The sequence below is a fragment of the Pseudomonas sp. S2_C03 genome (assembly GCF_054668405.1).
Genome location: NZ_CP162766.1, coordinates 3,759,868 through 3,773,403, shown reverse-complemented (window position 1 = coordinate 3,773,403; position 13,536 = coordinate 3,759,868). Strand labels below are relative to the sequence as shown.

General features: G+C 60.4%; 11 protein-coding genes and 3 pseudogenes. 8 read left to right on the top strand and 6 right to left on the bottom strand.

Features of this window, described 5'->3' with window-relative positions:
* Position 1: 1 nt before the first annotated feature.
* The 7 genes and pseudogenes from AB4N64_RS17390 (at position 2) to AB4N64_RS17360 (ending at position 5,389) form a co-directional block, all read left to right on the top strand.
* Positions 2–1,990, top strand: coding sequence for a heme lyase CcmF/NrfE family subunit (locus tag AB4N64_RS17390; RefSeq protein ID WP_460117126.1), 1,989 nt, complete (start codon positions 2–4; stop codon positions 1,988–1,990).
* Positions 1,987–2,523 carry a DsbE family thiol:disulfide interchange protein gene (locus AB4N64_RS17385; RefSeq protein WP_460117125.1) on the top strand — a complete coding sequence of 179 codons (537 nt, stop codon included), beginning with the start codon at positions 1,987–1,989 and terminating at the stop codon, positions 2,521–2,523. Before AB4N64_RS17390 ends, AB4N64_RS17385 begins: the two co-directional genes overlap by 4 nt.
* Positions 2,520–2,994: pseudogene (locus AB4N64_RS17380) on the top strand (cytochrome c-type biogenesis protein). The gene AB4N64_RS17385 and the pseudogene AB4N64_RS17380 overlap by 4 nt, the downstream one beginning before the upstream one ends.
* The gene (gene ccmI / locus AB4N64_RS17375) at positions 2,987–4,204 is read left to right on the top strand and encodes a c-type cytochrome biogenesis protein CcmI (RefSeq protein WP_460117124.1); all 1,218 of its coding nucleotides are present in this window, start codon (positions 2,987–2,989) and stop codon (positions 4,202–4,204) included. Before AB4N64_RS17380 ends, ccmI begins: the two are co-directional and overlap by 8 nt.
* 13 nt (positions 4,205–4,217) lie before the next feature.
* The gene (locus tag AB4N64_RS17370) at positions 4,218–4,622 is read left to right on the top strand and encodes a hypothetical protein (RefSeq protein WP_460117123.1); all 405 of its coding nucleotides are present in this window, start codon (positions 4,218–4,220) and stop codon (positions 4,620–4,622) included.
* 150 nt (positions 4,623–4,772) lie between these two features.
* A pseudogene (locus AB4N64_RS17365) lies at positions 4,773–4,985 on the top strand (type II toxin-antitoxin system HicA family toxin).
* The gene (locus AB4N64_RS17360; protein ID WP_460117122.1) at positions 4,985–5,389 is read left to right on the top strand and encodes a type II toxin-antitoxin system HicB family antitoxin; all 405 of its coding nucleotides are present in this window, start codon (positions 4,985–4,987) and stop codon (positions 5,387–5,389) included. The pseudogene AB4N64_RS17365 and the gene AB4N64_RS17360 overlap by 1 nt, the downstream one beginning before the upstream one ends.
* Before the next feature lie 21 nt (positions 5,390–5,410).
* Here AB4N64_RS17360 and AB4N64_RS17355 read toward each other — a convergent pair whose 3' ends face one another.
* Complete coding sequence (locus tag AB4N64_RS17355; RefSeq protein ID WP_460117121.1) at positions 5,411–6,616, bottom strand: MFS transporter; 1,206 nt, start codon at positions 6,614–6,616, stop codon at positions 5,411–5,413.
* Between the two features lie 158 nt (positions 6,617–6,774).
* On the opposite strand from AB4N64_RS17355, the gene AB4N64_RS17350 reads away from it, so the two are divergent.
* Entirely contained in the window at positions 6,775–7,701 is a 927-nt protein-coding gene (locus AB4N64_RS17350; protein ID WP_460117120.1) for a class I SAM-dependent methyltransferase, read from the top strand.
* An 83-nt stretch (positions 7,702–7,784) separates the two neighbouring features.
* On the opposite strand, the pseudogene AB4N64_RS17345 reads toward AB4N64_RS17350, so the two are convergent.
* From AB4N64_RS17345 to AB4N64_RS17325, 5 genes and pseudogenes are all read right to left on the bottom strand, one after another.
* A pseudogene (locus tag AB4N64_RS17345) lies at positions 7,785–8,779 on the bottom strand (sulfate ABC transporter substrate-binding protein).
* 93 nt (positions 8,780–8,872) lie between these two features.
* The gene (locus AB4N64_RS17340; RefSeq protein ID WP_460117119.1) at positions 8,873–9,697 is read right to left on the bottom strand and encodes an ion transporter; all 825 of its coding nucleotides are present in this window, start codon (positions 9,695–9,697) and stop codon (positions 8,873–8,875) included.
* Positions 9,698–9,718: 21 nt separating this feature from the next.
* Entirely contained in the window at positions 9,719–10,633 is a 915-nt protein-coding gene (locus AB4N64_RS17335) for an urea transporter (RefSeq protein ID WP_460117118.1), read from the bottom strand.
* A gap of 102 nt (positions 10,634–10,735) precedes the next feature.
* Complete coding sequence (gene pyk, locus AB4N64_RS17330; protein ID WP_460117117.1) at positions 10,736–12,151, bottom strand: pyruvate kinase; 1,416 nt, start codon at positions 12,149–12,151, stop codon at positions 10,736–10,738.
* Complete coding sequence (locus AB4N64_RS17325) at positions 12,141–13,421, bottom strand: glycerate kinase type-2 family protein (RefSeq protein ID WP_460117116.1); 1,281 nt, start codon at positions 13,419–13,421, stop codon at positions 12,141–12,143. Before AB4N64_RS17325 ends, pyk begins: the two co-directional genes overlap by 11 nt.
* Positions 13,422–13,536: the final 115 nt, after the last annotated feature.

Here is a 13,536-nt window from a genome sequence, read left to right as displayed (position 1 = left end):
GATGACTTCCGGTCTGTTTATTCCAGAGCTGGGTCACCTGGCGATGATCCTGGCGTTGTGTTTTGCCCTGTTCCAGGCCGTGGTGCCATTGTTGGGTGCCTGGCGCGGTGATCGCTTGTGGATGAGCCTGGCTCAGCCCGCCGCCTGGGGGCAGTTTGCCTTCCTGGCGTTTGCCTTCGGTTGCCTGACCTACGCGTTCATGACCGACGATTTCTCGGTCGCCTACGTCGCCGGCAACTCCAACAGCGCATTGCCCTGGTATTACAAATTCAGCGCCGTATGGGGCGCGCACGAAGGCTCGTTGTTGCTGTGGGCGTTCATCCTCGGCGGTTGGACCTTTGCCGTGTCGGTGTTCTCGCGTCAACTGCCGCAAGTCATGCTGGCGCGGGTGCTGGCAGTGATGGGCATGATCAGCAGCGGTTTCCTGATGTTCCTGATCATCACCTCCAACCCGTTCTCGCGCATCCTTCCGCAGATTCCCACAGACGGTCGTGACCTCAATCCGTTGTTGCAGGACATCGGCCTGATCGTGCACCCGCCGATGTTGTACATGGGGTATGTCGGTTTCTCCGTCGCCTTCGCCTTTGCGATCGCCGCGTTGCTTGGCGGTCGCCTCGATGCGGCATGGGCGCGGTGGTCGCGTCCATGGACTATCGTCGCCTGGGCCTTCCTGGGCATCGGTATCACCCTCGGCTCGTGGTGGGCTTACTACGAGCTCGGCTGGGGTGGCTGGTGGTTCTGGGACCCGGTGGAAAACGCCTCTTTCATGCCATGGTTGGTGGGAACAGCGTTGATTCACTCGTTGGCGGTCACGGAAAAACGTGGCGTGTTCAAGAGCTGGACCGTGCTGCTCGCCATTGCGGCCTTCTCCTTGAGCCTATTGGGTACGTTCCTCGTGCGTTCCGGCGTGTTGACCTCGGTTCACGCCTTCGCCGCCGATCCAGAGCGCGGCGTGTTCATCCTGTTTTTCCTGTTGTGCGTTGTCGGTGGCTCGTTGACCCTGTTCGCTCTGCGGGCACCGGTGGTCAAGAGCCAGGTCGGCTTTAATCTCTGGTCTCGGGAAACCCTGTTGCTGGGCAACAACCTGGTACTGGTGGTGGCTGCCTCGATGATTCTGCTGGGCACTTTGTATCCGCTGGTCCTCGACGCGATGACCGGGGCCAAGCTGTCGGTCGGCCCGCCGTACTTCAATGCGCTGTTCATTCCGTTGATGGCCGTGTTGATGGTGGTCATGGCGGTCGGTGTGTTGGTGCGCTGGAAAGACACCCCGGTGAAATGGCTGACAAGCATGCTCACCCCTGTGTTGCTCGGCAGTGCTGCGCTAGCGGTAGTGGCAGGCATCGCTTATGGCGATTTCAACTGGGCGGTGATTGCGACGTTCATGCTGGCGGCGTGGGTATTGCTGGCCGGCGTGCGCGATATCCTCGACAAGACGCGTCACAAAGGCCTGATCAAAGGTCTGCCGACCCTGACCCGCAGCTACTGGGGCATGCAAGTCGCGCACCTGGGCATCGCCGTGTGCGCACTCGGTGTCGTGCTGTCGAGCCAGAACAGTGCCGAACGTGACCTGCGCCTCGCTCCGGGCGAGTCCATGGACCTGGGCGGTTATCAGTTTGTGTTCGAAGGTGCCAAGCACTTCGAAGGCCCGAACTTCACCTCCGACAAGGGCACCATCCGAGTCATCCGTGACGGTCGTGAAATCAGTGTGCTCCATCCGGAAAAACGCCTGTACACCGTGCAGGGCTCGATGATGACCGAAGCCGGGATCGATGCCGGTTTTACCCGCGACCTCTACGTTGCCCTGGGCGAGTCGCTGGGGGATGGTGCCTGGGCCGTGCGAGTGCACGTCAAACCGTTCGTTCGCTGGATCTGGTTCGGCGGGTTGCTCACCGCGTTCGGCGGGTTGCTGGCAGCGATGGATCGTCGTTATCGGGTCAAGGTAAAAAGCCGCGTGCGTGAAGCACTGGGCATGAGTGGAGCCACTGCATGAAACGTTGGTTGATGCTGTTGCCACTGGCGATTTTTCTGGTGGTGGCTGTTTTCCTGTATCGCGGGCTGTACCTGGACCCCGCCGAGCTGCCTTCGGCGATGATCGGCAAGCCATTCCCCGAGTTTTCGCTGCCTGCTGTGCAGGGCGACAAGACCCTGACCCGCGCCGACATCGTGGGTAAACCGGCGCTGGTCAATGTCTGGGGCACCTGGTGCATTTCCTGCCGGGTCGAACACCCGGTACTGAACAAACTGGCCGAGAAGGGCGTGGTGATCTACGGCATCAACTACAAGGACGTCAACGCCGATGCCTTGAAGTGGCTGGCGGAGTTCCACAACCCCTATCAGTTGGACATCCGTGACGACGAAGGCACTTTGGGCCTGAACCTGGGCGTGTACGGTGCGCCGGAAACCTTTTTCATCGACGCCAAGGGCATCATCCGCGACAAATTCGTCGGGGTGATCGACGAACAGGTCTGGCGTGAAAAACTGGCGGCCAAGTACCAGGCCATGGTGGACGAGGCCAAGCCATGAAGCGCTGGATTGCAGCGGCCATTCTTGGTTTGAGCATCGCCGGCGTGGCGCACGCCGCCATCGATACCTACGAGTTCGCCAAGGAAGGCGATCAGTGAGCGCTTTCGCGAGTTGACCAAAGAGCTGCGTTGCCCAAAGTGTCAGAATCAGGACATTGCCGACTCCAATGCCCCCATCGCCGCTGACCTGCGCAAAGAGATTTTCCGCATGTTGGGTGAGGGCAAGGACAATCAGCAGATCATCGACTTCATGGTCGACCGCTACGGTGATTTCGTCCGCTACAAGCCGGCCCTCACCGCCAAGACCGCGTTGCTGTGGTTCGGGCCCGCCGGCCTCTTGCTGGGCGGTGTGGTGATCATTGCCGTCATCGTCCGCCGTCGTCGCTTACAGCGCGCCGACAACCGCGCCGAGCTTTCCTCTGATGAGCGTGAGCGTCTCGACCACCTGTTGGATAAAACCAAGAATGATTGATTTCTGGCTCGCTGCAGGTCTGCTGCTTCTGGTAGCCCTGAGTTTTCTGCTGATTCCCGTTCTTCGTGGCCGTCGTGCCCAGCTCGAAGAAGATCGCACTGCGCTCAACGTCGCACTCTATCAAGAGCGCGTGGCCGAGTTGCAGGCTCAGCAGCAAGAAGGTGTTCTCGACAGCGCGCAAATGGACAGTGGTCGCGCCGAAGCCGCCCGTGAGCTGTTGGCCGACACCGAGGGCGCAGACACTTCCCGGGTTTCTCGCCTGGGCAAACCGTTGCCTCTGTTGGCGGCGATCCTGGTGCCGCTGCTCGGCTTGGGGCTATATCTGCATTTTGGTGCCAGCGACAAGGTCGAGCTCACCCGTGAGTTCGCCCATGCACCGCAATCGATGGAAGAAATGACCCAGCGCCTGGAGCGAGCGGTCGAGGCGCAGCCGGATTCGGCGGAAGGCCTGTACTTCCTTGGCCGTACCTACATGGCACAGGATCGTCCTGGGGACGCGGCGAAGATCTTCGAGCGCACCGTCAATCTGGCGGGTCGCCAACCTGAGCTGTTGGGGCAGTGGGCTCAGGCCCAGTATTTCGCCGACGGCAAGAAGTGGTCGGACAAGATCCAGGCCCTGACCGACGAAGCCTTGAAGGCCGACCCGAAGGAAGTCACCAGCCTTGGCCTCTTGGGCATCGCCGCGTTCGAGAGCGCGCGTTACCAGGACGCCATCGACTATTGGACGCGCTTGTTGACTCAACTGCCGCCGCAAGACAATTCCCGCGCAGCCTTGCAGGGCGGCATTGATCGGGCAACGGAGAAGCTCCAGGCCAGCGGCGGTAAAGTGGCGCAGGCACCTTCGCAAAAGCCACCTGTGGCCAAGGGCCCAGCGCTGCTCAAGGTCAGTGTTGACCTGGCGCCGGAGCTCAAGGCCAAGGTCCAGCCAGGTGACAGCGTGTTCATTTTTGCCCGCGCCGTTTCCGGACCTCCGGCACCGCTGGCCGCCAAACGACTGACCGTGGCGGACCTGCCGGCGACTGTCGAACTGGGCGATGCCGATGCAATGATGCCGCAGTTGAAACTGTCGAACTTCCCTGAAGTCCAACTGGTTGCACGCATCTCCCGCGCTGGTCAGCCGGCAGCCGGTGAGTGGATCGGTCGCAGCCAGCCTCTGGCCAGCAGTACCACCGCGGCGCAAACACTGACCATCGACAGCCCGGACAAATAACAGGAACGCCACCATGACCGCTATCGCACGTATCACTCTGCTCAGTCTTGTCATGGGGTTAAGTGCGTGTGCGGTCCAGCGGCCCGAGCCGACTCCGCTGCCGCCGATCCCGCCCTCGCAGCCGAGCCCGACACCGTCGACGAGCCCGGCACCCGGCAAACCGGGTGTGCCAGCCAAACCGGCCAAACCGGTGCCACGCACCTCTGCCAGCTTCGCGCCGCCGCCGGGTGGCAACAGCCACTGGGATCAGAAGATGGGTGTGTATGTGCTGGACGACCAACCCAATACCTTCTACCGCCAGCGTACCTATTACCGCTGGAACAACGGCTGGAGCCGTTCGATCAGCCCAAATGGGCCATGGGAAGACACCGACATCCATGGCGTGCCGGGTGGCCTGGGACGGCAATTCGGGCAGTAGTATCAAGGCGACCTTCGGGTCGCCTTTTTTGTGGTCGCTCCTTCAAGGACTTCACAATCGGCAACACAACCGAACGTCGTGAACCGGGTTTTTGTGCTTGTATATATAACTCTAGAGTTACTTTTCTCGAGCCGAAGAAAGGAGGCGTTGGTGCAGAGCAGGTTATTGATCAAGGAATTGGAGGAGGCCGGTTGGAGGCTGGATCGAGTCACAGGCAGCCATCATTTGTTCACTCACCCCTACAGCCCGTTCATCGTCCCGGTGCCTCACCCGAAAAAGGATTGACCCATCGGCACGGTCAAGAGCATCAGACGGCGAGCCGCTCTGCACCACCCGCCAGCCAGTCACGCAGGAGATCCATAATGCAATATCCCATCTGTATCGAATGGGGCGACGAGAACACCGCCATCGGTATTCAGATCCCCGATATCCCGGGGGCCGTCACCGCCGGGGACACCTTCGAAGACGCCTATAACGCGGCCATCGAGATTGCCCACATCATGCTTCAGGAAATACCCGCCGACGGCGAGGCGATTCCAATGCCAACCTCGGCAGCTGTCCACCGCAGCAATCCGGACTTCGCTGAAATGGGCTGGGGCATGCTCGAACTGGACATCGCGCCCTACATGGGTAAAACCGAGAAGGTCAACGTGACATTGCCCGGTTATGTCATCCAGCGCATCGACCGCTACGTGCGCGAGCACAACGTGAAGAGTCGCTCTTCCTTCCTGGCCGATGCTGCGCTGGAGAAGCTGGTCCGGCAATGAACATCAGCGGGAAGCTGGCGGTCATGCCGCCGCCAGCGAATGCTCTCGCGAAGCGCTCAGGAAGCGCAACAACGCCAGCAATGGGAACGCGCTACCAACGATCACGATCCACAACCAGCCACCGTGCTCGTACACCACACTGGCCACCGACGACCCGAACGCGCCGCCAATGAAAATGCTGGTCATGTAAAGCGCGTTCAGGCGACTGCGACTTTTGCCGTCGAGGGCATAGACCGCCCGTTGGCCCAGAACCATGTTCATCTGGACGCAAAAGTCGAGCACTACACCGGTGACGGCCAGGCCGATGACGCTGTAGGCCGGGTGGATGAAGGCGGGCAGGAAACTCAGGCTGGCGAACAGCAGGGCCAGCAGCGAGGCGATGCGCGTGTGCCCGGCGTCCGCCAGCCGGCCGGCGATGGGGGCGGCGATGGCACCGATGGCACCTACCAGGGCGAAGATTGCGATCTGCGTTTGCGACAGGCCATGATGACGCGCCAGTTCCAGCGGCGCGGCCGTCCAGAACAGGCTGAAGGTGGCAAACATGCAACCCTGGTAAAACGCTCGCTGGCGTAAAACCGGCTGTTGCCGCAGCAGCGTCCACAACGACCCCAGCAACTGGCCGTAGGAGGCACTGTGGTCAGGCTGCCGTTTGGAAATGGTGAGCGCCAGCACAAGGCTGATGGCTGCCATCAGCGCTGCCGCAATCACGAACATCGCACGCCAGCCGAAATGGTCGGCCACGATGCTGGATACGGGGCGGGCCAAGAGAATCCCCAACAGCAAGCCGCCCATGATGCCACCGACCACTCGGCCACGGCTTTCCTCGGGGGCCAGGTGGGCGGCCAGAGGAATGAGGATCTGCACTGACACGGAGCTGAAACCCACCAGCAGCGAGATCAGCAAGAAGACGTTCGGTTGGTCCGTGAAGGCGGCACCCAGCAGGCTGGCAATCGCCACCAGCGTGGTGAGGATCATCAGTCGGCGGTTTTCCAGCAGATCGCCCAGCGGCACCAGGAAAAACAGGCCCAGGGCGTAACCGATCTGGGTCAGCGACACGATCAGGCTGGCCAGGGTGCTGCTTAGGCCAACGTCCGGTGCGATCAGTTCGATGATCGGTTGCGCGTAGTAGATGTTGGCGACAATGGCGCCGCAGCAGAAGGCAAACAGCAGCACCCTGCCTTTGGTCATGGTTGCGGTGCCGTGGGGGGCGGTGTGGGCTGGTGTCATCAGGTTTCTCGTTGCGCAGGGTGGTATGCATGCAGCCCCGAAAAATAGGGCGAAACGCATTCTTGCTCAATGTTTTTTTGCGCTTGCCGATAGTTTGAAGGCGTAGGTACGTTTCTCTTTTTTCCATTAAGCAGGTCTCTCAGGGATTTGGAGTCGATATGAATGTGCAGGGCATGGCGTTGGCCAGCAAGTATTGTCAGGGCGCAGGCCTGGAGGTCGGTGCCGCTGCGCACAATGCGTTTTATCTGCCCAATTGCATCAACCTGGGTCCCAGCGATGGCGAAGCCTTTCTGTATCCACAGGATCTCGTCGACTACGGTCACTACAAAAAGGAGCAGGCAAATTACAACGTCGAGTCCGCCAGGGTTGATGCGCTGGGCGATTTTATGGACATTCCATTTCTTGATGCGACTTTCGATTACCTGATCAGCTCACATGTGATCGAGCATGTCCCGAACTTGTTTGCCGCTTTCATTGAGTCTTCCCGGGTGGTGAAGGACGGTGGGGTGTTCTTCTGCATTTTTCCGAAAAGAAACGCCGAACCCACCGACCGATCGCGAGCGCTGACCACTCTGGATCAGATGATCGACAGCTATGAAAAGCGTGTCGACATGAACACCGTGGACCTGGAAACGTGGAGATGTCACTACCTGGTGTTATCGTTGCAAAGCATGCTCCGCGCAATCAACCTGATGAACTCGGTCGGCCTCGGGCATTGGCTGATCGAATGCATTGAAGAAACCGATACCAAAGTCGGAAACGGTCACACGGTGGTGTTGAGAAAACAGGTCGGCTTGTCCGCTTCGCTGTACAAGGACATCAAACTGTTCAACGAAGCGTTCAATGCGCACCTGACTGCACAGGAGCTTGGCAAGGCGCTGCACTTGGTCAAGGTCGCTCTGTCATTCGACTTCTTCAATGCTCATTTCTTGTATCTGGCGTTTGCACTCAACTGCCAGATGGACAATATTCGCGAAGGTATAGAATTTTTGCGTCAGGCCTTGGTCATCGATCCTGAGAACGAAGAGTATCGTCGATTGTTCATCCAGTTCACGGGCGGGCCTTATATCAACCCTGTGCAATAAGGCTGTCAGCCAGTCACCCCTGATTGCCTGATACGCTGGCGAAAAAAAGGCGACCTTTACCGGTCGCCTTTTTCATTGCTGGCTTACTGCGTGTAGATCTGATCGAAAATCCCACCATCATTGAAGTGAGTTTTCTGCACGGTACGCCAGTCGCCGAAGGTCTTTTCCACCGACAGGAAGTCCACTTTGGGGAAGCGATCGGTGTATTTGGCCAGCACGGCCGGGTCGCGCGGACGCAGGTAGTTGGCAGCGGCAATTTCCTGCCCTTGCGGCGACCACAGGAATTTCAGGTATTCCTCGGCGGCAGCACGAGAACCTTTTTCTCAACCACTTTGTCGACGACGGACACCGGTGGCTCGGCTTCGGCGGAGACGCTTGGGTAGATGACTTCGAACTGATCGCGACCGAACTCGCGGGCAATCATTTCCGCTTCGTTTTCGAAGGTCACCAGCACGTCGCCGATCTGGTTGGTCATGAAGGTGGTCGTGGCGGCACGGCCACCGGTGTCGAGCACAGGTGCCTGCTTGAACAGTTTGCCAACGAATGCCTTGGCCTTGTTCTCATCGCCACCGTTTTTCAGCACGTAGCCCCAGGCGGACAGATAGGTGTAGCGGCCGTTGCCCGAGGTTTTCGGGTTGGGCACGATCACTTGTACGCCGTCCTTGAGCAGGTCAGGCCAGTCTTTCAGGGCTTTGGGGTTGCCTTTGCGCACGATGAAAACGGTGGCGGAGGTGAATGGCGCGCTGTTGTTCGGCAGACGGGTGACCCAGTTCTCCGGAACCAGTTTGCCGTTGTCGGCCAGGGCGTTGATGTCGGTGGCCATGTTCATGGTGATCACGTCAGCCGGCAGGCCGTCGATGACCGAGCGCGCCTGTTTGCTGGAGCCGCCGAAAGACATCTGCACGGTGATGTTTTCGTTGTGCTCGGCTTGCCAGTGTTTCTGGAAGGCAGTGTTGTAGTCCTTGTAGAAATCTCGCATCACATCGTAGGACACGTTGAGCAGGGTCGGTGCGGCCTGGGCCACGCTGGTCAGGGCCAGGCCAGCGGCCAGAAGTGAGGCGCCAAAGAGTTTTTTCACTGCGCATTCCTTGTTCGATATTTGAGATGAGGCATTTTGCCAGCGACTATAACCGGCGCCGCATAGGCGTTTAAAGATTAAAAAGCACTTTGCTTATTCCAGTTTCTTAAACAACGCATTGCCGCAACGGGAACAGAATGCAGCGCCGTGCTCGTGGCTGTTTTTCTTGCACACCGGGCAGTCGTGTTGGAGCTGTTCGCCACGCATGGCATTGGCCAGTTCGGCGGTAAAAATCCCCGTCGGTACGGCGATGATCGAGTAACCGGTGATCATCACCAGCGACGAAATGACCTGCCCCAGCGGCGTCTTTGGCACGATGTCGCCGAAGCCCACGGTGGTCAGCGTCACGATAGCCCAATAGATGCCTTTGGGGATGCTGGTGAAGCCATGTTCCGGACCCTCGATGACATACATCAGGGTGCCGAACACCGTGACCAGTGTGCAAACGCTGACCAGGAACACCACGATCTTCTGTTTGCTGCCGCGCAGCGCCGACATCAGGTAGTTGGCTTGCTTGAGGTACGGGCTGAGCTTGAGCACCCGGAAGATCCGCAGCATCCGGATGATGCGGATAATCAGCAAATACTGGGCATCGGAGTAATAGAGGGCGAGGATGCCGGGGACGATGGCCAACAAGTCCACCAGGCCGTAAAAACTGAAGGCATAGCGCAACGGCTTGGGCGAGCAATACAGGCGCAGGATGTACTCGGCGAGGAAGATCACCGTAAAGCCCCATTCGATGTACGCCAGCACATCGGCGTAATTCTTGTGGACGGTGTCGATGCTGTCGAGCATCACGATCACCAGGCTTGAGAGGATGATCAACAGCAGAATGCCGTCGAAGCGCCTGCCAGCCTTGGTGTCGGTCTGGAAAATCATGACGTAAAGCTGATCACGCCAGTTTTTGCTGCTGTCCATGGATAACGCCTGACTCGTAGATCAGCGCAGCCTAGGTTGATTGTCCCTGTGAGCGCAAGGCGTGTCATCACGCGGGGTTTTGCCGAACATTTTCATGCCGGTACGAATGAGCCAGCAGGCGAGGATGAAGGGTGCGGTCAGAGTCGCCAGGCCAATGGCAGCGAACAGCGGCGTCAACAACAGCACCATGACGACGCCCAGCAGCGGCAGCCACGGGTGCTGGCGCTGCGTGCTGAGGGCAAGGGCGGTCAGCACGGCGTTGTAGCCACCAAGGCCGAGCAGGGCGGTGCCGGTTTCGTGATGCAGCAAGCTGGAGCCAAGGCCGAGCAGAGACGCCGTCATCGCCCAGCAGAAGGCTCGACGATCAGCAATCAGCAAACCGCTGGCAATCATTGCCCCGGCCAGCGGATGGTCGAGAAACATCACCTGGCCGATCCCCCGGAGCGATGCTGCCAGCAGGTCCACGGTGTTCATTTCGATAAGCGGTGTGGGGACCGATGGCGTGGCGAAACACATCAGTAACCAGCTCAAACCCACGAATGGTGCGGTATAGGCGGGAACACATTGATTGACCCGGGCACGCTTGAGCCATTGCTGGGTGATCATCGCGCTCAGGCCGCCGGCTGCCAGGATAAGCGGTGGCATTATCGCCGACCAAGGGAAATACAAGCTCAACATCAGGCCGAGCAACACGCCGTTGTAGCTGAACAATCCAGCCTGGCGATCAGCCTTCGCATAGTTGCGCCTTTGCGCGGTCAGCAGTCCGGCGACGCCGCCCAGCAGCGCGCCACCCAGTAGCGCCGGCGCAGTGAACAGGATCGCACACAGGCACAGCAGGCCGCATAACGGATGGCGCTGGAGGAATATCTGGCTGAAGCCATTGAGCAGGGCTTCGGCCCAGTCGGGGCAGTGGGTATTGAAGTGATTGGCAGGCATGGCAGTTAAAAAATAAGAAGTGGCACCGAGTCGCCTGCATCGCAGGCAAGCCCGCTCCTACTGGAGCGGGGCTGTTCCGGCGATGAGGCTGGTAAGGGCGTTCTAGATCAACGTCTCGATACGCAACGAGTTAGTCGACCCAGGCTGCCCAAACGGCACACCCGCCGTGATCAACAGGGTATCGCCCCGTTCGGCCATGCCCTGGGCCTGGGCAATTTCCAGTGCGGTGGAGCACACCTCGTCCACCTGGCGCAGGCGGTCATTGACCACCGACTGCACTCCCCACGCTACCGTCAGGCGCCGTGCTGTCTGCAGATTTGGCGTCAGGTTGAGAATCGGCACCGTCGGCCGCTCCCGCGCCGCCCGCAGGCTGGAGGCCCCCGACTCGCTGTAATTGACCAATACCGCCACGGGCAGCACATTGCTGATGCGGCGGATCGCGCAACTGATCGCATCGGCCACTGTGGCTTGCGCCTTCGGTCGGCTCACGTCCAGTTGTGTCTGGTAGTCCGGGCCGTTTTCCACCTGGCGGATGATCTTGCTCATCATCTGCACGGCTTCCAATGGGTACTCGCCGGACGCGGTTTCCGCTGACAGCATCACCGCATCGGCGCCCTCGGCCACGGCATTGGCCACATCGGTGACTTCGGCGCGGGTCGGCGCCGGGGAAAACCGCATTGACTCCAGCATCTGCGTCGCCACCACCACCGGTTTGCCGAGCTGGCGGCAGATGCCAATGATGTTCTTCTGGATCTGCGGCACGCTTTCGGCCGGTACTTCCACGCCCAGATCACCCCGGGCGACCATGATCGCGTCGCTCAATTCGGCGATTTCCCGCAGATGAGTGACTGCCGACGGTTTCTCGATTTTCGCCATCAAGAAGGCTCTGTCGCCGATCAGCGTGCGGGCCTCGCGGATGTCTTCCGGGCGCTGCACGAACGACAGCGCCACCCAGTCCACGCCCAGCTCAAGTCCGAAGCTCAGGTCGCGGCGATCCTTGGCGGTCAACGGGCTCAACTCCAGCACCGCTTGTGGCACGTTTACGCCCTTGCGGTCGGACAGTTCACCACCATTGAGCACCGTGGTGTCGATGGCGTCGCTGTACTTGCTGACCACCCGCAGGCGCAACTTGCCGTCGTCCAGCAGCAGGTCCATGCCGGGTTCGAGCGCGGCAATGATTTCCGGATGCGGCAGGTTGACCCGGCGCTCGTCGCCCGGCGTCGGGTCCAGGTCCAGGCGCAGGGCCTGCCCGCGATGCAGTTGAACGCGGCCTTCGGCGAACTTGCCAATGCGCAGTTTCGGGCCTTGCAGGTCCATCAGGATGCCCAGCGGATAGTTGAGCTGTCGCTCGACTTCACGAATCCATTGGTAGCGCTGGGCGTGGTCGGCGTGATCACCGTGGCTGAAGTTCAGGCGGAAGATGTTCACCCCGGCCTGAACCAGTTCACGTATGCCGTCGATCCCGTCGATGGCAGGACCCAGCGTGGCGAGGATTTTGACCTTTTTATCAGGCTTCATGATGAGGGTTCTCGAGTATCAGGATGGCGCGAAAGTCGTTGACGTTGGTGCGCGTCGGCTCGGTGACGATCAGGGCGTCGAGTGCCGCGAAGTAGCCGTAGCCGTTGTTGTTATCCAACTCGTCGCTGGCGCTGAGGCCCAGGGCGGTGGCGCGGGTGTAGCTGTCCGGGGTCATGATCGCGCCGGCGTTGTCTTCGGAACCGTCGATGCCATCGGTGTCACCGGCCAGCGCGTAGACCCCTGGCAGGCCCTTGAGGCTGTCGGTCAGGCTCAGCAGGAATTCGGCATTGCGTCCGCCACGGCCATTGCCACGCACGGTGACGGTGGTTTCGCCGCCGGAGAGAATCACGCAGGGCGCTGCCAGAGGCTGGCCGTGTTGCACCACCTGACGGACGATACCGGCATGGACTTTCGCCACTTCGCGCGATTCACCTTCCAGGTCGCCCAGGATCAGCGGGCTGAACCCGGCCTGACGGCACTTCACCGCCGCCGCTTCCAGCGATTGCTGCGGGCGCGCGATCAACTGGAAGTGACTGCGGGCCAGGCTTGGGTCACCGGGTTTGACGGTTTCCGATTCCGGGCTTTGCAGCCAGTTGCGCACCGACGCTGGCACGTCGATGCCGTAGCGCTTGAGGATCGCCAGTGCTTCAGCGCTGGTGCTCGGATCCGCCACGGTGGGGCCGGAAGCAATGACAGTAGCAAGATCGCCCGGTACATCGGAAATCGCGTAGGTGTATACAGTCGCCGGCCAGCAGGCCTTGCCCAGGCGTCCGCCCTTGATTGCAGAGAGATGCTTGCGCACGCAATTCATCTCGCCGATGGAGGCGCCGGACTTGAGCAGGGCCTTGTTGATCGATTGCTTGTCGGCCAGGGTGATCCCGACGGCCGGCAAAGCCAGCAACGCCGAACCGCCACCCGACAACAGGAAAATCACACGGTCCTCTTGCGTCAGGTTGCTGACCAGCTCGAACACGCGCTTGGCAACGGCCTGGCCAGCGGCGTCAGGCACCGGGTGGGCGGCCTCGACCACTTCGATTTTCTCGCAAGGGGCGCCATGACCGTATCGCGTCACGACCAGGCCGGATACCTCTCCCTGCCAGCAGCGCTCGACCACTTGAGCCATGGCCGCTGCGGCCTTGCCGGCGCCGATGACGATGACCCGCCCCGTGCGATCGGCGGGCAGATGGGCTTCGAGCACTTGCTGCGGATGGGCGGCGTTGATGGCTGTGGTGAACAGCTCGCGCAGCAATTGTTGCGGATCGACCGACATGGCGGGCTCCCGGGATTCTTGTTATTTGGAGTAGGGCGATAACTTCTGGGCGCCTGGTCTCTTGTGGGCGCTGGCTTGCCTGCGATTCAGACGCTGCGGTCGTACATGTGGACCG